At 42.9% G+C, this 18,821-nt stretch carries 16 protein-coding genes; 7 read left to right on the forward strand and 9 right to left on the reverse strand.

Annotated features, from left to right (window positions below; all coding sequences use genetic code 11):
* Positions 1-32: 32 nt before the first annotated feature.
* Entirely contained in the window at positions 33-1,658 is a 1,626-nt protein-coding gene (locus P2A85_RS08380; RefSeq protein WP_377478637.1) for a tetratricopeptide repeat protein, read from the reverse strand.
* A 160-nt stretch (positions 1,659-1,818) separates the two neighbouring features.
* Between P2A85_RS08380 and P2A85_RS08385 the strand changes: the two genes are divergently transcribed.
* Both P2A85_RS08385 and P2A85_RS08390 read left to right on the forward strand, forming a co-directional pair.
* Entirely contained in the window at positions 1,819-5,325 is a 3,507-nt protein-coding gene (locus tag P2A85_RS08385; protein ID WP_377478638.1) for a glycosyltransferase, read from the forward strand.
* 150 nt (positions 5,326-5,475) lie between these two features.
* Complete coding sequence (locus P2A85_RS08390) at positions 5,476-6,801, forward strand: beta-xylosidase (RefSeq protein WP_377478640.1); 1,326 nt, start codon at positions 5,476-5,478, stop codon at positions 6,799-6,801.
* Between the two features lie 231 nt (positions 6,802-7,032).
* Here P2A85_RS08390 and P2A85_RS08395 read toward each other — a convergent pair whose 3' ends face one another.
* Together P2A85_RS08395 and P2A85_RS08400 are read right to left on the reverse strand one after the other, a co-directional pair.
* Positions 7,033-7,332, reverse strand: a complete 300-nt coding sequence (locus tag P2A85_RS08395; RefSeq protein ID WP_377478642.1) for a contact-dependent growth inhibition system immunity protein — start codon at positions 7,330-7,332, stop codon at positions 7,033-7,035.
* The gene (locus P2A85_RS08400) at positions 7,329-7,859 is read right to left on the reverse strand and encodes an RNase A-like domain-containing protein (protein ID WP_377478644.1); all 531 of its coding nucleotides are present in this window, start codon (positions 7,857-7,859) and stop codon (positions 7,329-7,331) included. Before P2A85_RS08400 ends, P2A85_RS08395 begins: the two co-directional genes overlap by 4 nt.
* A gap of 290 nt (positions 7,860-8,149) precedes the next feature.
* On the opposite strand from P2A85_RS08400, the gene rfbF reads away from it, so the two are divergent.
* The 4 genes from rfbF (at position 8,150) to P2A85_RS08420 (ending at position 11,692) form a co-directional block, all read left to right on the forward strand.
* The gene (gene rfbF, locus P2A85_RS08405) at positions 8,150-8,923 is read left to right on the forward strand and encodes a glucose-1-phosphate cytidylyltransferase (RefSeq protein ID WP_377478646.1); all 774 of its coding nucleotides are present in this window, start codon (positions 8,150-8,152) and stop codon (positions 8,921-8,923) included.
* A gap of 170 nt (positions 8,924-9,093) precedes the next feature.
* On the forward strand, positions 9,094-10,158 hold the full coding sequence (locus tag P2A85_RS08410) for an acyl-CoA dehydrogenase family protein (protein ID WP_377478648.1): 1,065 nt from the start codon (positions 9,094-9,096) through the stop codon (positions 10,156-10,158).
* A gap of 9 nt (positions 10,159-10,167) precedes the next feature.
* Positions 10,168-10,899 (forward strand): cyclase family protein, encoded by a 732-nt coding sequence (locus tag P2A85_RS08415; protein WP_377478650.1) that lies wholly within the window; start codon positions 10,168-10,170, stop codon positions 10,897-10,899.
* 46 nt (positions 10,900-10,945) lie between these two features.
* Entirely contained in the window at positions 10,946-11,692 is a 747-nt protein-coding gene (locus tag P2A85_RS08420; RefSeq protein ID WP_377478652.1) for a DUF1995 family protein, read from the forward strand.
* A 294-nt stretch (positions 11,693-11,986) separates the two neighbouring features.
* On the opposite strand, the gene P2A85_RS08425 is transcribed toward P2A85_RS08420, so the two are convergent.
* Both P2A85_RS08425 and P2A85_RS08430 read right to left on the reverse strand, forming a co-directional pair.
* On the reverse strand, positions 11,987-12,874 hold the full coding sequence (locus P2A85_RS08425; RefSeq protein ID WP_377478654.1) for a carbohydrate ABC transporter permease: 888 nt from the start codon (positions 12,872-12,874) through the stop codon (positions 11,987-11,989).
* A 117-nt stretch (positions 12,875-12,991) separates the two neighbouring features.
* Entirely contained in the window at positions 12,992-13,894 is a 903-nt protein-coding gene (locus P2A85_RS08430) for a hypothetical protein (RefSeq protein ID WP_377481376.1), read from the reverse strand.
* Between the two features lie 315 nt (positions 13,895-14,209).
* Here P2A85_RS08430 and P2A85_RS08435 point away from each other — a divergent pair, with 315 nt between their 5' ends.
* A complete protein-coding gene (locus P2A85_RS08435; RefSeq protein WP_377478656.1) occupies positions 14,210-15,157 on the forward strand; it encodes a class I SAM-dependent methyltransferase in 948 nt (315 codons plus the stop codon).
* Positions 15,158-15,634: 477 nt separating this feature from the next.
* Here P2A85_RS08435 and P2A85_RS08440 read toward each other — a convergent pair whose 3' ends face one another.
* The 4 genes from P2A85_RS08440 to P2A85_RS08455 all read right to left on the reverse strand — a co-directional run bounded on the left by P2A85_RS08440 (position 15,635) and on the right by P2A85_RS08455 (position 18,738).
* Positions 15,635-16,141 (reverse strand): molybdenum cofactor biosynthesis protein B, encoded by a 507-nt coding sequence (locus tag P2A85_RS08440; RefSeq protein ID WP_377478658.1) that lies wholly within the window; start codon positions 16,139-16,141, stop codon positions 15,635-15,637.
* A 110-nt stretch (positions 16,142-16,251) separates the two neighbouring features.
* Positions 16,252-16,584 carry a photosystem II reaction center protein Psb28 gene (gene psb28 / locus P2A85_RS08445; protein ID WP_377478660.1) on the reverse strand — a complete coding sequence of 111 codons (333 nt, stop codon included), beginning with the start codon at positions 16,582-16,584 and terminating at the stop codon, positions 16,252-16,254.
* Positions 16,585-16,740: 156 nt separating this feature from the next.
* Positions 16,741-18,351, reverse strand: a complete 1,611-nt coding sequence (locus P2A85_RS08450) for a DUF1565 domain-containing protein (protein ID WP_377478662.1) — start codon at positions 18,349-18,351, stop codon at positions 16,741-16,743.
* A 180-nt stretch (positions 18,352-18,531) separates the two neighbouring features.
* Positions 18,532-18,738 (reverse strand): hypothetical protein, encoded by a 207-nt coding sequence (locus P2A85_RS08455; protein WP_377478664.1) that lies wholly within the window; start codon positions 18,736-18,738, stop codon positions 18,532-18,534.
* Positions 18,739-18,821: the final 83 nt, after the last annotated feature.

An 18,821-nucleotide genomic window follows, 5' to 3' on the forward strand; every position in this document is an offset into this window, starting at 1 on the left:
ATTAAGTGATGGGAAATTTTGTTAGCTTTTCATTATAATAGACTACCTTCCCCTATTTGACGCCTTTTTTCTAACATTGCTTCTAATTTTTGAAATATCTCTATATCTTTAGGTCTGATTTCTAAGGCGATGGAGTACAATGCTGTGGCTGCGTCAAGCCGATGGCTCTCGGCAAAATTTTGGGCTACTTCACAGTAAAATTCCAGAGGATGTAGTGGCTGCTTTCCATGATGATAGTAGCTAGTTACTATGTCGGAATTTACAGGAGTTCTTTTTGTTAAAGCTTCGCCTAACTTTGTGTAAAGATTAGGGAGATTTTGGTCTAGTTGCAGCGCACCCAGGTAGGCGAAAACAGCATCGTTCCAGTTGTGGATTTCCCTCAAAGCATCACCTAAATTGTAATGAGACCAAGAAATATTTGGATTGAGTTGAATGGCGCGCTGGTAAGCGGTAGCTGCTGCTTTCCACTGTTGGGTTTTTAACAGGAGTTCTCCTAAATTATGGTAAGTCCAAGAGAATTCTGGATTGAGGGCGATCGCCCGCTGATAGGCAACTATTGCTGCTGGAAAATTTTCCATTTTAACTAAAGTAAAAGCTAAGTTATATTGAGACCAGAATAATTCTGAATTAATAGCGAGGGCTGCTGTGTATGCAGCCACGGCTTCCGACCATTTTTCTAGTTGAAAAAGAGCATCACCCAATTTGTGAAATGCTACAAAAGAGTTCTGGTCTAATTGAGTAGCGCGGTGATAAGCGGTTGCGGATTCTGACCATTTTTCTAATTTGTCGCAGGCTTCACCGATGCTGTAGTAACATGAGGAACAATGGGGGTCAATTTCAACACTGGTGCGGTAGGCGATGAGAGCTTCTTGCCATTTTTCTAATTTGAACAGAACGTTGCCTAAGTTATAATAATACCAAAAAGAGTTGGGATGCAAATCAATACTTTCCCGGTAGGCTGTGACCGCTTCATGCAAGAGTCCCTTTGCTTGCAAAGCATTTCCTAATTTGTAATAAAGCTCGGAAATTTCTGGTAAAATTTTGATAGCTTGGCGGTAGTTGGCAATAGCTTCATCCCACTGTTGTAGCTGGGTTGCAGCGTCGGCTAATTTATAATAAGCTTCGCAACAACTGGGGTTTAAAAGAAGAGTACGCTGGTAACAAATTATTGCTAATTCTGGTTTGTTTTGTGCGGATAAAGTATTGCCTAAATCGAGGTATTCTTCTGGTATTTCTACGGGTGTCAGCATGAGTGCTTGATACCAACAATGGGCGGCTTCCTCAGCTTTGCCAACTTGGGTAAATATGCGGCTCAAATTACGGTAAAATCCTGCAAAGTCCGGTTGTAGGGAGATGGCTTTTTGGTAACAGGCGATCGCCTCTTGCCATTGCTCCAAGGTAGCACAGAGAGTGCCGAGGTTGGCAAAAGCTTCGGCAAAATCGGGTTTGAGGGCGATCGCAACTTTGTACCAATACCTTGCGTCTTCTAGTTTACCCTGAGCTTGCAGCGCCTTCCCTAGGGTTTTGCAAGTCTCGGCGGAGTTGGGATCGGATGCCAAAATTTGTTGACAAAGTGCGATCGCTTCGTCTAATTTCCCTAAAGCCAAATATATTTCTGCTTGTTGTTGAAAATCGAGGGCTACTATTTCTGAATTCACTTTTTGCATTCCTGTGGAGTAATAATTACCTGTCAAAGTATATGTTACAACTTACCTAAGTTAAAATTCAACCAAGTACATCTACTGACCGACAAAAGGCGATCGATGTCTGCAACATTAATATAAACTCAATAGTAATACATTAACAGGGAGATAAATAATGTCAAAGGCCAAGGGGACACCGAAAGTAAGCGTAATTATACCTGCATATAATGGCGATCGCTACATCGTGCAAGCTGTAGAAAGCGTCCTGAACCAAACCTATACAAACTGGGAAATTATCGTCATCGACGACGGTTCTCAAGATGAGACCCATCAAGTGTTACAGCCTTATTTTGACAGAATTCGCTACATTTATCAAGAAAACCAAGGAGTAGCGGCCGCCCGGAATAGAGGAATAAAAGAAGCCACAGGTAACTTAATTGCTTTTTTAGATCAAGATGACTTTTTTTTGCCAAATAAGTTAGCAGCACAGGTAGCAGTATTTAGAGAATCACCTTCCTTGGGGATTGTCAATAGCGGGTGGCACTTAGTTAACGAACAAGGAGAGATAATTTCAGATATCAAACCTTGGGAATATTTCCCCAAATTAGACCTAGAAACATGGATAGTACAAATGCCCGTACTTCCCAGCGCGATGATGTTTTCACGCAAATGGTTAGAAATTGCAGGGGGATTTAATTCAGAGTTTGATTCCGTAGATGATGCCGATTTAGTCATCCGTTTAGCTGTCTTAGGCTGCGAAGCTGCTTGGCTACCCCAGGTGACAGTCGGTTATCGCCAGCATGACAAAAATGTGTCAATAAAAAAAGCTCTCCAACAAGCAAATCTGTTTATTAAATTAAAACATAATTTCTTCAATAAACCAGATTTGCCACAGCCCATCCGCGATCTAAAAAATCCTGCTTTCTACGAAGCATTGACATGGATGGCATGGCAATTGTACTATAGCGGCTATCCCGTGGCCGCAGTTGAGTATTATCAAAAATCTTTGCCATATACTCCTTACTCTGCTACAAAAACCGTAATAGATTGGATAAATCGTCTAGCTTCTATTTCTAAAGCTTATGGATTTAGCCTCGATCTGCAATCTTTAAGAAACTTATCAGAATGGAAACAGTTAATGTCTAACATACTACCCAAAAAAACAGTACAAGTCAGCGTCATTATCCCAGCATATAACTGCGATCGCTACATTGTCAGAGCCGTAGAAAGTGCCATAAACCAAACTTACCAAGATTGGGAAATTATTGTCGTTGATGATGGATCTACCGACAATATTCGCCAAGTTTTAGAGCCTTACTACGATTCTATTCAGTACATATATCAAGCAAATCAAGGAGCAGCAATGGCTCGCAATCGAGCCTGCGAACTAGCCAAAGGAGAATTTTTAGCATTTCTAGATGGAGACGACTTTTTTCTGCCAGAAAAGCTGGAGAAACAAATTGCTTGTTTTGATGCCGACCCCTCTTTAGATATGGTACAAAATGGCTGGCTAATAGTCGATAAAAACGGCAAAGACCTCTATCCAGTTATGCCTTGGGAAGAATCGCCAAAATTAGATTTAGAAACCTTAGTTTTGTACAAATTTGTCCGTCCCAGCGCCATAATGTTGCGGCGAGAATGGTGGGAACGCTTAGGGGGCTTTGACTCTCGCTTTCCGCCAACGGAAGATTTAGATTTTGTCTTACGTTTAGCCTTAAAAGGTTGCAAGTCTGTTTGGCTAAAAGAGATATTAACCTGCTATCGCCAGCACGAGACTAATCTCATGTCCGGTGGATTTAAAGTAATGCAAAATATGGAAATGGTGATGGAGCAATTTTTTGCTAGGCTAGACTTACCTCAGCACATTCGTGAATTGAAACGAGCGGAACGTTACAAATGCTTAGTATGGATTGCGTGGCGGATGTATCGCGATGGATATTTAGCAGAGATGGTTGAGTGTTTGGAAAAATCTCTTCATTACACTCCTTATACTGGCAGCGAAACTGTTTTTAAATGGTTGGAAACTTTTAGAGTTTCTGCCCAAAGTAATGGCGATTTCTTTGATTCCTATGCTTTAACTAATTTAAAAGAATGGCAAGATATCGTAGTGCTAGCTGTCAATAATCCTTATCAATTTCAAGCTGCATCTAATTCGATTTTTCAACCACAAAAAGCGCGGATACTAATGTACGCAGAAGACCACGGAGTGGGAGGTTTAGCTCAGTTTAATCACTCCCTCATATGTAAATTGGCTGCGGAAGGCTACCAAGTTGTTAGCGTGCAAAGTAAAACTGACAACCCTTTAATTGCTGAACAAAAACAGCTAGGTATAGAACATATTTGGCTAGAGTTTGACACGATGAAAGAGTTTTTGCGGATTGCTTATAACTTAGGAGATGCTAAAAAGATTTATGCCCTGGCTAAACCGGATTTAATTATATTTAGTGACGGCTGGCCAATCGCCAATTTTGCAGCCAAGCAAGTTGCTATTCAGCAAAATATACCGTACATAGTTACTCTGGGTTATGTCGATGGTACTTATCAAACTTTCAATCGTGGCGATCGAATTCCCTATTTTGATGCCGTCTCCTATCAGTACGAGTTAGCCAAGGCCGCAGTAGCAGTTTCACAGGAAAACTTAAACTTGTTCAAAAGCCTTTTTAAAACGCCTCTAGAACGGGGAAAAGTCATTTATTACGGCAGACCCAACATTTATTTTGAACCACCCAATCTTGTAACTCGCCAACGCCTGCGTCAAGAACAAGGAATTCCTGAAGATGCGATCGTTTGTTTCACGGCGGCGAGATTGACTCCCATTAAAGGATTTCAGTATCAATTACAGGCGATCGCCCAACTGAAATCTCGTCCAATTTGGCCACAAATTTACTTTGTTTGGGCAGGTCCTGGGTCTACTACTCATGACAATATGGAGCCTGAATTAAGAGCCACTGCGAGTAAATTGGGAGTAAACGAACAGGTGAAATTTTTAGGACAGCGCTGGGATATTGCTGATTGGCTCGATGCCAGCGATATCTTTATTTTATGTTCTGAAGCAGAGGGAATGCCGCTAGCAATTATGGAAGCAATGGCGAAAGAATTACCCGTAATTGCCACAGCAGTCAGTGGTATTCCAGAAGAATTGGGAGACACGGGAAAGTTGCTCCCCGATCCTAAAATAAATCCCGAAGGAACAGTCAAAGAGTTGGTAGAAACGGTGGAAATCTGGGTGGAAAATCCCGAATTGCGACGACTTGCAGGACAAGGGTGCAAAGCGCGAGCTGAACAACTATTTAAAGAAGAGCGGATGCTGGGAGAATATGTAGAAGTAATTGAACAGGCCATGGCAACTGATGACAAAAACAACAGTCTTTCTAGGAGTCCGAAAGTTCAAAAGCAGATACAGGAAGTGGATAAGCTGCTAAAATACTATCATTTAGTTTGGAAAGCTTGGGATGCTTGCGATCGCGGAAATAGGTCGGAGATGGTTAAGCATTTGCAATCTTCTTGGGAGTGTACGCCATTTTATACCACAGAAACTCTCTTGTATTGGGTGACTATTTTTGGGATTTTGTCTTCAGAAAAGGGTGCTAAATTTGATACTTGCGAGCTAATTAACTCAGGAGAGTGGCAACAATTGATGGAATCAATACAGGGTTTTGAATTTGTGCGTTCTGTTCTTTAAGGTCATCGGCGATTGAAATCGCTACTACACATACAAAGCTGAATTGGCGATTGAAATCGCTACTACACATACAAAGCTGAATTGGCGATTGAAATCGCTACTACACATACAAAGTCCGCCTCCGCGGACTAAAGAAAGAACATAAAAGATATGCAATTTACATTCAAGTTCCCATCTATTCATAAACTGCTCCCAATTTGTTTGGCTCTTGTCACTGTTTTGTTAATCGTCTACTTGGGACAGCAAAGATCGATCGCCCAAATGCGATCTAATGTCACAGTAGATTTCGGACTCCCAGCAGCCACAATTTCCATGAGTGGCATCCTCCACGGAATCGACACCGCAAAACCGCCGGATAACTTCATCAAGCCCTTGCAGCCGAAACTTTGGCGGGCTGGGAGACTCGATATTTACGATCGCGTAATCGCCAGCGGAGCCGAGTTTCAACTATTAGTCAGCGACTTGTGGGGCTACGGTAGCAACCCCAAAGGTTGGCCATATCAAAACTACCCCGCATGGGAAGCATTCATACGGCAATTAGCTCAACAAAATAAAGGCAAAAAAATTACTTGGGATGTCTGGAATGAACCAGATTTAAAAAATCCGTTTTGGAATGGAAGCAGAGAACAATTTTTTGAAACCTACAAAAGAGCTTACAAGATTCTGCGACAAGAATTAGGGCCATCAGCCATGATAGGTGGACCGAGTATCAGTACCTACAGCAAAGAATATCTAACCGCTTTTCTGGATTATTGCAAAGCGAACAAACTAGAAGTAAATTTCCTAGCTTGGCACGAACTTAATGACACTATGATTTCATTTGTTGACGACCACGTAATTGATGCTAAGCGCAACTTTCAACAAAGTGCTTCTTACAAAGAACTGAAACTGCAAAAGATTTATGTCAACGAGATTATCGGAGACTTAGCCCAGTACCAACCGGGGGAGATTTTAGGTTATTTCTATAACTTGGAATATGCAAAAGCTGACGGTGCTTGCAGAGCTTGTTGGGATACTAAAGGACCAAATAAAGTTAGCAATTGCTTCAACAATACCTTGAGTGGAATGGTGACTCCCAATACTTTTGAGCCGAGAGCAGCTTGGTGGACTTACAAAGCTTATGCTGACGGAGTTAATTCGCGGGTGCTGAGCAAATCGGATAACGATCGCGTTGTCGCTTTAGCCAGCAAGTCAAATCCTCAAGGTAAAGCACAGGTACTTTTGGGTTATTTCGATCGCAATTATTCCTCAGCCACAACCGTCACCTTAAATCTCAAAAATTTACCACAGCTAGGTATTCAAAGCGGTCAAAAAATCCGTCTCAAATTAGAAAAAATTCCCAACAATCAAGAAGGCGCAGTGCAAAAACTGGTTAGCATCAAAGAAGAAACTGTATCGGTTGTTAAAAATGATTTGACTTATGCAATTCCTAACTTCAATCTACATGAAGGTTATTTATTAACCGTTAGTAAATGATTGAGGGCGGGCACGAGAACCCACCAGACAATAAAATTGATTGTTTGTGGAACGGGCAAGATGCCCGTTTTTCTATAGCAATCCTAAATGAGTCGTAAAGTTTTTACCCCACCCCAACCCTCCCCTTAGTAAGGGGAGGGGGTAAGAGAGAAATTTCACAAATGATATAGGATTGCTATATATAGGCAAGATGTCAGTTTGAACAGATTTATTGACCGTGGACTTTAGAGTTTAACTGGCATTGCTCAAAGACTGTTGTACAGATTCCAACCATTCTGTGACTGTTTGATTTTCGCTGCTGGGATCGTAGTAACATCCTAATTCTTCCAGAATCAATGTTTCTAAATCTGGTTCTGCGATCGACATTTTTAGCAGTTGGTTAAGTTCTGCTAATACAGCTTCAATAGTTTCTGGCGATTCGCTATGGAGGTAATTTTCCACTACTTCGCTAGCACTGCTGGCTTCTAGTGGCCAGTCTTGATGAAAGTAAGAACTGAAAAATTGGGTTAATTCAGGAAATCGATCGTTCATAGGGGATAAGCTGTGAGAATAAAGTATCCGGGAGATAATTTGATACTGCGCTGGAGGACAATTTTCAGTCTAGATGTGGAAGTTGCTTTGGAAGCGCGGCGGGTGAGTGTAATGCCAATTATTCTGTGGGTATCGTATTCGATTGTATAACGATTGCTTCGTTTTTTTACCCAGGAGTCGATCGCACTTTTCTTTTCTTCCATTGCTTCAGCAATCGCCGATTCAGCCACGGAACGATAGGTAAAGGAAGACGCGGCAGAAATTCTCCTATCCTTGGCTAGTCGCTGTGCTAGTTCCGCTTCTGTTTTACCAACGTGTTTCTCTAAAGTGTGTCCTCCGGCTGCTTCGTGAAAATCTAATCCGCCGCCCGGTATGTTGGGTGCAAAGGCTAGGATTGTTTGTCCAGGTATGTTGAAAAGATGCTGTGCTGAAACAGGAGTTATCGCCGACTGAAATAGGACAATTATTGAGGCAATGCTGCACAGGATACCTAAAAATTTTTGCCAGCGATCGAGTTGACTTTTCATTGTATTTCGTTTAATTTTTCTTGTTAGTATAGCCTCCCGCGGTATTTCCGAGCAATAGACATCTTCTCACAAGCTGGTCTTGAACAGGCAGGATGTCTGTTCCACAGTAATTATGGCATAGGTCTATTAGTGAATTTTATTTAAACATATTTATTAAAGGAACTAAAATTTATATTTTTTTTATTAGGAAATTTATAAAGATTATATAAACTTAAAAAAGTAATATTTATTTAAAGTGATTCCGTGAAATAAATGATAAATTAGTTGATTATCATTAAAAAATTGAAAAAATGCAAGTAGTTATCCTAGCAGGCGGTCTTGGTACTCGTCTCAGAGAAGAAACAGAATTTCGCCCCAAACCCTTAGTTGATGTGGGCGGGTATCCGATTCTGTGGCACATCATGAAGATATATGCACACTACGGCTTCCATAACTTTCTGGTGTGCTTGGGCTATCGCGGCAACATGATTAAAGAATATTTCCTTAATTATGAAGCCATGAACAATGACTTTACTATCTGCTTAGGTCGCAAAAATACCATCACGTATCATGGGGAACATCGAGAACAAGATTTTAATGTTACCTTGGCTGAAACTGGCGCAGCAAGTATGACTGGAGGGCGGGTAAAACGGATTGAAAAATATATCGATCGCGATAATTTCATGGTGACATATGGGGATGGAGTTGCTGATGTAAATATTGAAGAACTACTCGCTTTCCACAAAGCTCACGGTAAACTGGCAACTGTGACGACGTTTCGCCCTATTTCTCGTTTTGGAATTTTAGATGTAGATAGTCAAGGGCGCGTACTCCAATTTGCTGAAAAACCGCAAATAGATGGCTGGATCAGCATTGGATATATGATATTTAATCGCCGAGTATTTGAGTATTTGGGGGGAGATGATTGTATCTTAGAACAGGACCCAATGCAGCGTTTGGCGGCCGAAGGACAGTTGATGGCTTATCGCCATGAAGGCTTCTTTTTTGCGATGGATACTTATCGAGAATACAAGTACCTAAATGAACTTTGGGACTGTGGTGAAGCTCCTTGGAAAGTGTGGTAATAGGGAATGGGGAATGGGGAATTGGGCATATTGATGGCTGTATCTCCTCCTCTCCCGGTAACTGATTATTGCTAAGTAAACCAGATCCAAAAAATAGAATACCGAGATTACCCACTTCTCAAATAAGTCGGAAATCTAACAGTCAGAGCATTTTATGTTAATTAGATGAGATGGATTTTACAGATATTTTAAACAGCACAGAAACCTACCTAAAAAACTGTGTTGCAGCCGATGCTGAAACGATCGACAGCGACTCGGAAGCGCTGAAAATAGCGCTGGTAGGATTGGAAGATAGATCGCTTTTAGCTTTGCGAGTTCCACAAAAATGGGGCGGCGCAGATATCGATGCACAAACTTTTTATGAATATCAGGAATTGACAGCGCGATATTCCGGCGCTTTAGGTTTTCTGCAAACTCAGCATCACAGTGCAACTGCTATGCTTGCTAACAGCGACAATGAACTGCTAAAAAGTAGATGTTTGCCTGCGATCGCCCTGGGAGAGTTGCGATTGGGTGTGGGATTTTCGCATTTAAGGCGATCGGGAAATCCCGCTGTCACTGCTACTGCTGCACAAAATGGCTATTTACTATCAGGTAAAGTTCCTTGGGTAACAGGTTTTGGATTATTTCAAAATTTTATTGTAGCTGCGTTATTGCCTGACGATCGCGCTGTATTCGGATTACTACCCTTTGAAAATATTGCATCAGCATCGGGCAAAATCTCCTGTAGCGAAGTCATGCCCTTAATCGCCATGAGTTCCACTAATACTGTAACAGTAACTATGAGTAATTGGTTGTTGGACGAATCGCAAATAATTTCATTTCAACAAAAAGACTGGATTCTCAAAAACGACACTAAAAATATCCTGAATTTTGTCCCCGCTACTTTTGGATGTATTCGAGCCGGATTGGATATAATTCAAGCAGCAGCCCAGACTAAAAAATCATCTTTTATAGTTAGTGCTTACGAAAAATTAGCCCACAAGCTCGATCGACTAAAACAGAATTTCCCACAATCTCAACATAGCTCCAAAGCAGAACAATTAGCGCTCCGAGCCCAAGCAATTGACTTAGCCGTGCGTTGCGGGCACGCGGCGGTAGCAGTTTCCAGCGGTGCCGCTAATAGCCAAAAGCACTCAGCCGGGAGAGTTTATCGAGAAGCTTTGGTGTATACTGTTTCCGGGCAAACTCAGGATGTGATGGCTGCCACCCTCGATGAACTAATCAAATTTTAGATATTCGATATGAGTGACAAATTAAACTCAAATAACCTCAAAACCATCACCTACAGAAAAATAGTAGACTTAACTCATAAAATTCACCCAAATATTCCCCTTTGGCCAGGAGATCCAGCCCCAGAATTTGAAACAGTTGCTCAAATAGAAACAGAGGGATATTTCCTGCGAAAATTCTCGATGGGCGAACACAGCGGGACTCACATGAATGCACCCAACAGCTTTGATTCAGGATGGGAAAGTATTGATAATTATCCGCCGCAGTCCCTAGTTGTGCCGGCAATCGCGATCGACATCCGCGACCAAAGTCTTGCCAATCCCGACTATACTTTAACAATCGAGGATGTATTAAATTGGGAACAGGAACATGGATTTATAAAACCAGGATGCCTGATTATATTAGATACCGGATGGCAGGAAAAATGGGAAAATCAAGCAGCTTTCTTAAATCGAGATGGTGAAGGGATTTGCCACTTTCCCGGATTTGGTAAAGCAGTAACTCAATTTTTGCTAACAGAAAGGTTAATCGCAGGAGTTGGCACCGATACTCACGGAGTAGATCCGGGACGAGATGAAAGTTTATTTGTGAACAAACAAGTGTTAGAACATCAGGGAATTGTTCTGGAAAATTTGGCAAATCTCGACCAGTTACCAGCAGCCGACAGCACTTTAGTTATAGGAATATTGCGACTTGTCGGAGGTTCCGGTTCCCCGGTATCCGTGTTAGCTTTTGTCCCTTGATGGTGTAAAATTAGATTGATAGAATTCCTGTAAAAAAATCAGATTAATGATCGAACTACCAAAGGACCTCAACGAGGCGATCGCCCAATCCCGCACAGCCACTTCTGCCGCTCTCTCAGACGGCAAAACTCTACTGCAAGTCGAATTAGTATTCCCAGAAATCGCCCTCCAAGCACAGTCCATCGCCGCACAATTCGTCCCAGAATTTGAAGAAATGTACTCCGGTGTCAAAGTCTTATTTCCCGATACTGGTGCAGCCGCCCTCGCCCGTCGCGACTGGGGAAAAACAGAATTTAAAGTCACAGACTTGGGCAGCAGCCGCACCCCGGTTGAAGATAAAATAGAACCGGAAGACCAACTATTTCTGCTGGTAAATCCCGCAGCGGTAGAAGTTCCTCAAGTCGAAAAATTGTACATAGCTGCGGGCGATCGCCCAGTAATTATACTCAACCCCCGGCTGGAAGACGTTGCCACCATAGGTATAGGCTATGCAGGACGCCAACTGCGCGATCGATTCTTGAACAAAATAGAATCCTGCTACTACATCAGAGCTCTAGAAAGTGCAGTCCTATTCCGGTGTTACCCCCAATCCTGGCAAGTTTGGCTCTCAAAAAACGACGACTACGAACTAATTTCCGAAACCGCCCAAAAACCAGTGGGAGACGATTTAGATCGGATTTTAGCTAAAGCCTTGGGAATAGCAGATCCAGATAGCACCGCCCCCGCCAAACCGTTAAAAAAGACAGGCTTCATGGCAGAATTACAGAGATTTCTCAAAGCTTTGACTCAGTAACAGTCGGTAGTCAGAAACAGGGTTTGGGAGAGAATAGTCAATGACAAATTTAGTTTTCTGAATTTGCAAAACCTAACAAGTTTAACAGTAATAACTATCAAATCCGGTAGCATCGTCCTGTATTAATCTCTCTCTTCTCTTCCTTCGCGTACTTTGCGCCTTCGCGGTTAAATCACCAGACGATACAACCGGAATTGATATTATTCAGAATTCTATTCTCGGACTCTGCTTCCTCTGTGTTCTAGGTCCGGTTAAATCACCTGACGATGCAACCGGAAACCCAATTTAAATTGGTCATAAATCAGAATCCTTTCGAGCCAAACCTTGAATACTAACTTGCAAAATCGACAAACCCAAAATCAGCAAAAACAACACCAGCCCGATCGTACAAGCATAACCGATTTCCAAATCCTTAAAAGCCCGTTCATAAAGATAATAAACAACAGTCTTAGAATTATTACGAGGGCCACCTTGAGTCATAATATAAACTTCTTCAAAAACCTTAGTAGCAGAAATAGCCGAAATTACCGCCACCAAAACTAGATAAGGCTTCATCAACGGCACTGTAATATCCCAATGCTTCCTCAAACCATCAGAACCATCAATAGCAGCCGCCTCGTAAAGTTCCGCCGGAATAGCTTGCAGCCCAGCTAAATAAATTACCATATAATAACCCAAGCCTTTCCAGATAGTAACTGTCATGACACTAAAGATTGCCAACTTCGGATTAGCCAGCCAAGAAACAGCAGGCAAACCGACCATTTGCCCCAACTGATTCAGCAGTCCATTTTCAGCAAACAGCCACTTCCAAGCAATCCCAGCGACAACCATGGAAATCACCGCAGGCGTGTAATATGCTGCTCTAAACCAGTTCATCCCCCGGAGTTTCTGATTGCACAAAATCGCCATTCCCAGTGGTAAAACAACCAATATAGGCACAACCCAGGTGAGATAGAGTAGGGTGTTGCTCATAGTTTGCCAAAAAACGCGATCGCCAGCCAACCTCTGAAAATTCTTCAACCCTACCCACTGTGGCGCTTGAGTTAAGTCATACTCATAACTGGTAAAACTCAAATAAAAAGCCTGCAACGCCGGCCACAAAACAGTCAAACTCAACACAAATAAAGCCGGAAGCAAAAATAAATAAGGTATCAGGTTGCGTCGGAAAAAAGTCAAAGACATAAATTGGTTATGGGTTATGGGTTATTGGTGACAACGGACTAAGTTGTCACCAATGTCAAGTGGCCTAGGTTTCTGCCACCAAAGCGGCAAATTCCGTAAAGTCGTAAAAACCGCTTTCTACAGTCTACCAGAAGCTATATCGGCATAAGCTCGATCGATCAATCGGCGAGCAACAGTTTGAATTCCGGTATGTTCGTAATAATTAGTAGTCATATCTAAAAACGCCGCCACATAATCCAGCTTGTCATCAGTAACATCAACATATTGCTTAAGATTGCCCAAAACAGTAGCGGGAGTTAAACCACGAGACTGTACTAAATTGTTCATCCAACCTTGGGCGGAAGCAAAAGTTGCGCTCACAAATCCGAGTTTTGCAGCACCACTACCGCCGGGAATTAGGTTGCTGATATTTTGGAAAGTTGAGTTTTGCTGCAAGGTTGAAGGATTCAACCCGACTAGAGTATTTTGTGCTACTCTAAGGAAGTCCGGGCCCAGGGGAATTAAACCATCAGCACAGACTAAAGCAGCCATCCGCATCAGAGCTTCGTCTTTGTAATGAGATAAATAATTACCAAAATTTCCCATATTGTCAAGGGAAATATTGTTAAGTTTGCAGAAGACAATTAGCTCGATCGCCACTTTGACACATAAGTCGATCGTCTGAGTGGTGTCAGCCTTGGGAGTCAAGCGGTTGATAAAAGAAAGAAAGCCGATGTTTTCGCCAATTTTATTAGCCATAGCCGTAACTCCTAACGCACTGTCGGCACTGTCGGCTAACTGGTAAAGTCGGAGAGAGGCTTGATAGGGTTCGTTGGGATTTGCATAAAGTGCGATCGCGCGATCGCGAATTTTCTCAACTACTTTGCCCTTAGTTTCCCCTGTAACAGCTTGAATAGTATTATCAAAACCCGTGAGATTATTCCATTGGCCAGGAACCACAAAATCGAGAGACTTCAACATCATCACAGTGATACCACCAGAAGGCAAATTGTCAACCAATTCCACAATAGACTTGCTCATCACAAACTCCAGAATAGCTATATTTAAACCTGTTCTTCCAAATACTCCAACTTCGGGAAATACAATTCCAGATTCCGGGTAAAATCCGCAGAATCCAGCAAACAAATGCAAACAACTACCACAGGACAACAGCCAGTTTTCTAATACTCCAGCCTTTTCACTCTGCTGGCTCCTCTGCGTTCTGGAGCGCCCTCTGTGGTGCAAAATATTCACACGGATCTCTCGCCCTCACAAAGTTAAGTTTCATTATATAGACCCACATAAATCGCCGATATATGTTAAAATAAATCGCGAAAAAAAATAAAAACCTAAAAAATGACTGTTGAAGTTAAAACCAATCCAGGATTAGCATCGCGCTTAGTAAACGGCGTACTCTCCATCAAACCTTTAGCGAATATAGCCAAACACCAAGCGCGAGAAATGATGATTAAAAGAGCAGAAAAAATAGGAGTGCATTGGCGACAAGATGCCCAAGCACTTTTAGCCCGGAATTGGGATGCAGAACTGCTCAGCGTCCAAAATCCCAATCTGGTTTATCCCAAATATTATCTAACTTCATTTCACGCCTACGAAAAAGGTAATATGAGTTGGGAAGCCGCCACAGAAGTTGAAGTTGCCGCCCGTGCAGTTCACGCGGGAATTTGGCCAGAAGCTGGTGCTGAAGGTGATGCTAAACTCCGGGAAAGCTATCACAAAATTATCAAATCTCAGATTGCCAAAACACCCCAAGATATTGTAGATTTGGGATGCAGCGTGGGCATGAGTACCTTTGCTATGCAGGATGTTTACCCAGAAGCAAATACTGTCGGTGTGGATTTGTCGCCTTATTTTTTAGCCGTTGCTCAATACCGTTCCCAACAAAAAAAAGCGGAAATACCAAACCAAAAAACTCCGACTTGGGTACACGCTGCCGCAGAATCTACAGGTTTACCTGGGAATGCTTTCGATTTAGTTTCTATCTTTCTAGTTTGTCACGAATTGCCGCAGAAGGCAACGATGGAAATATTCCGGGAAGCGAGGCGCTTGCTGCGCGATGGCGGACATTTGACTATTATGGATATGAATCCAAAATCGGAAATTTATGCCAAAATGCCTCCTTATATTTTGACTTTGCTCAAGAGTACGGAGCCTTATTTGGATCAGTATTTTGGGTTGGATATTGAGCAAGCTTTGGTAGATTGTGGTTTCGCAGCGCCGACGATTACTTGCAATACTCCCAGACACCGGACTATTGTTGCTGAGGCGATCGATAGTCAGGTTTGATGTTTGAAAAATGTTTGCGATCTTATACCAATTTAATCGGTCGTTGCACATATCTCGATCCCCCTCGCATCCCCTACCCCCCCAAGGGGGGAAAAAGGGGGACTTCAAGAAGCTTCCGGTCCCCCCCTTCTTAAGGGGGGCTAGGGGGGATCGAATTCTATGCAGCCTCATAAAAAATTTGTCTTATACACTTAACAAGTTTATAATACCGCAGATAAATTTTATTTCAAATTATAAATATTTTACAAAAGTATACTACTCACAAACCTCACCCCGATCTGTTGGTGATTCATCGAGCTCCAGGATTATTATTTTGGGTATTTATTAGGTGTGATTAACTCTTTCATGAAAGAGATAGAAGAGAGGCAAAGGAGGCGAAGACTAGAAGGTTAATCTTGAATAATTTTCAGTTAGTCAGATATGTAACAGGTTAGGGAGATGCTGGTGATATAGGATTTGTCGTGGCAGATTCACCCCTCAGCCACCCCGCAACTGCTGGACTAAATGAACTAATTCTGGTAAAATCAGCTTCTCCACCGCCAGTTTCACTGCATTACTAGAACCGGGAAGAGAAAACACTAACTTGCCCTTATAAACGCCAGCTACAGCACGAGAGGCGATCGCCCTAGAACCAATTTCTTGATAACTCAAAAACCGAAAAATCTCCCCAAAACCAGGCAAAATCCTGTCCAGCAAACTCTCCATCACATCATAAGTAGTATCTCGCGGAGAAATACCAGTACCGCCACTAAAAATTATCGCATCCACATCTTCGCGATCGCAAAAAGCCTGAATTTGTAATACAATTTTTGCCCCATCATCTTTAATAACCGTGTAAGCCACCACAGAATGACCAGCATCTTTCAGCAACTTCTTAATTAAAACACCACTCTGGTCTGTTTCAGCCGAGCGGGTGTCGCTAACAGTAACAACAGCACAATTCACAGTCATTTCAGATAAATCAGGATGAGGAATTTGTGTCATATAAAATAAGTTATTTGTTAGTTTTTAGTTGTTAGTTCTTAGTTGTTAGTTCTTAGTTGTTATTGGCGACACAGCCAATAACAACTAACAAATAACCAAGAAGCAATCACCTAGGACTTGCTAAATCCTAAGCCATTAGCTTCAGAGTAGCGTTCCATAAAACGCATAAAACGCTCCCATTCTTCCTTACTTCTCATTAAATAAAGAGCTTCCAAACCAGCAGGCTGACCGTTGACAAATTTAGCCTTAACTTCGCGAGTTATAATTTCACCTTCTTCGTCAATCAGGTACATCCCAGTAATGTCTTCTGTACTGGTAGTTAGAGCTTTGGGATTTTCAAAGATAAAAGTAGCCGTGCCTTGACTGCCGCTTTTAGAACGAGTTAGACGCACTTCTGGCACAGAATCTTCGTCCATACCACGGGAAAATTGAATTGTAGCCATAATTTGACAATTGAACCTTAATGATTGCTTAATTTCTTAAGATCCCATCATAAAACGATTCGGTACTGGGAAATCGAGACTTGGGAGAGGGGAAGAGCAGAAAAAAGCAGACTCAAGTTTGATTGCAAATCTTCCTTGTCGCCCTTCCCCATACTCCTAGACGATGTAAGGAGAATTAATAGGCTGGGCGCGATTGGTGGCGACTAGAGTTTGGTAGATGAGAGCGGATATTTCACCACGGGTGATGTCGCGGGCTGGGGAAAAGCGATCGCGCGCTGGATAATTCACCACCATTTTACGCTCTGTGGCCGTTGCTACCTGAGCGGTGGCAAAACTGGGAATCAAAGCGCGATCGCTGTACACACTCAAAGAATTGGGATTTCCGCCCACAAGCTGCAAACCATTTACCAAAGAAACAACAGCCTGAGCCCTAGTCAAATTCTGATTTGGGCGAAAGGTAGTGTCAGGATATCCAGCCAAAAAGCCAGCCCGATTAGCTTTTTCGATCGCCGCTTTTGCCCAAAAATCCGCCGCCACATCCTTAAAATTAGTTGCATCCCGGCGAGGAGCAAGTTCAAAAGCCTTCGCCAGCAAAGCTGCGTACTGAGCCCTTGTCAAACCTTGATCCGGCTTAAAAGTGCCGTTAGGAAAACCACTGATAATATTCATGTTTGTCAAACGTTCAATAAAATCCTTAGCCCAGTGAGTGCTGATGTCGCTAAACTTGATGCCGCCAGGAGTGGGAGTTGGGGCTGGAGTTGGGGCTGGGGCTGGGGTTGGGGCTGGAGTTGGGGCTGGAGTTGGGGCTGGAGTTGGGGCTGGAGTTGGGGCTGGAGTTGGTGCTGGAGTTGGTGCTGGAGTTGGGGCTGGAGTTGGTGCTGGAGTTGGGGCTGGAGTTGGTGTCATCGAACCCAACTCAACTAAACCTTTCACCAGAGAGGAATTAATCTGATTTCCCACGGCGAAAATTTTGACCCCAGTGGCGTTTTGCAAGTCAAATTCACCGTTATTGACAAACACATTACCACCCAAATCTTGAGCAGTACCAACATCAGGCATTGCTTTCCCCACTACTGTCAAGCCGTCTTCCACATTTCTTTCAATGCGATTCTTGCGTATAGTTGGTTGTGAATCGCCTGCGAGGACAATCCCAGAGCGATTTTGCAAAATTTGGTTTTCTACAATCAAAGGAGCGGACTGAGCTTGTAGAGAAATACCAAAACCTGTATTTTGAAAAGTATTGCGCCGGAGTACACCTTTAGCGCTACCAGCCATAATCACGCCAGCGGCAGAGTTTTCCAAAAAGATGTTATCGAGAATAGCAGGATTAGCAGTGCCGGTGGCAAATATTCCTTCCCGCTTGGATTTAGTCAAAGTGCAGTTAGCCACAGTGGGAGAAGTTGATTCAATCCAAACTGCGGTGCCGCGAATCTCAGGATTGATGACAGTTACTCCGCGTAATTCGGCATCGGTTCCTAGCAGTATAGTGACATTTTGACCAGCGGCGCTGGGACTGACAAATTTGCCGCTTCCTTGGATGATAATGCTGCTACCTTTGTTGGATTCATTACCGATTATTTTGATTCCAGAGGGAATGTCTAGGGGGAATTGTTCGCCACTGGCTGCGCTGTAAGTTCCGCTGGCTAGCTGAACGATCGTTCCGTAGGGGGCGATACCGATCGCGCGGGCTATAGTTTTCAATGGGGCCCCTTGGCTACCGGCGGCTGCATCGGAACCTGTGGCGGAGTTGACGTATAGTGTTGCCATGTTTTTGCTAAAGAGATAAGGTGCGATCGAGCTTTTGTATAATTTTCATTCTCTACCAACTTGACCCCGGATCTATATTCAGCTTGAATTTATAGGATTATTTAATTCTCAGCTACAGACACATCGGCTCTATAGCAATCCTAAATCACTTGCATAATTATTGTAGGGGCAATCCGACCCCTACTCCCCGTGGTTGCCCGATACATAGGGGGTAGGCACTCTTGGCACTACCCCTACAAATTTATTTGAATCATTTAGGATTGCTCTATCAGAGTCAGTACCAATGGCGATCGTATCATCTCCGGTCGATCGCCCGCCACTTTCGAGATCGACGATTGTGCGATCGACTGAAAGTTGCCCAAAAGTGACAAAATCATTATTAAACATAGCTAAAATATAGCAAGCCTAAATTATTTGTGGATTTCTTACTCCCTCCCCTTACCAAGGGGAGGGTTGGGGTGGGGTAAAAA

Origin of the sequence: Microcoleus anatoxicus (genome assembly GCF_042465725.1) — a bacterium.
GTDB classification, from domain to species: domain Bacteria; phylum Cyanobacteriota; class Cyanobacteriia; order Cyanobacteriales; family Microcoleaceae; genus Microcoleus; species Microcoleus anatoxicus.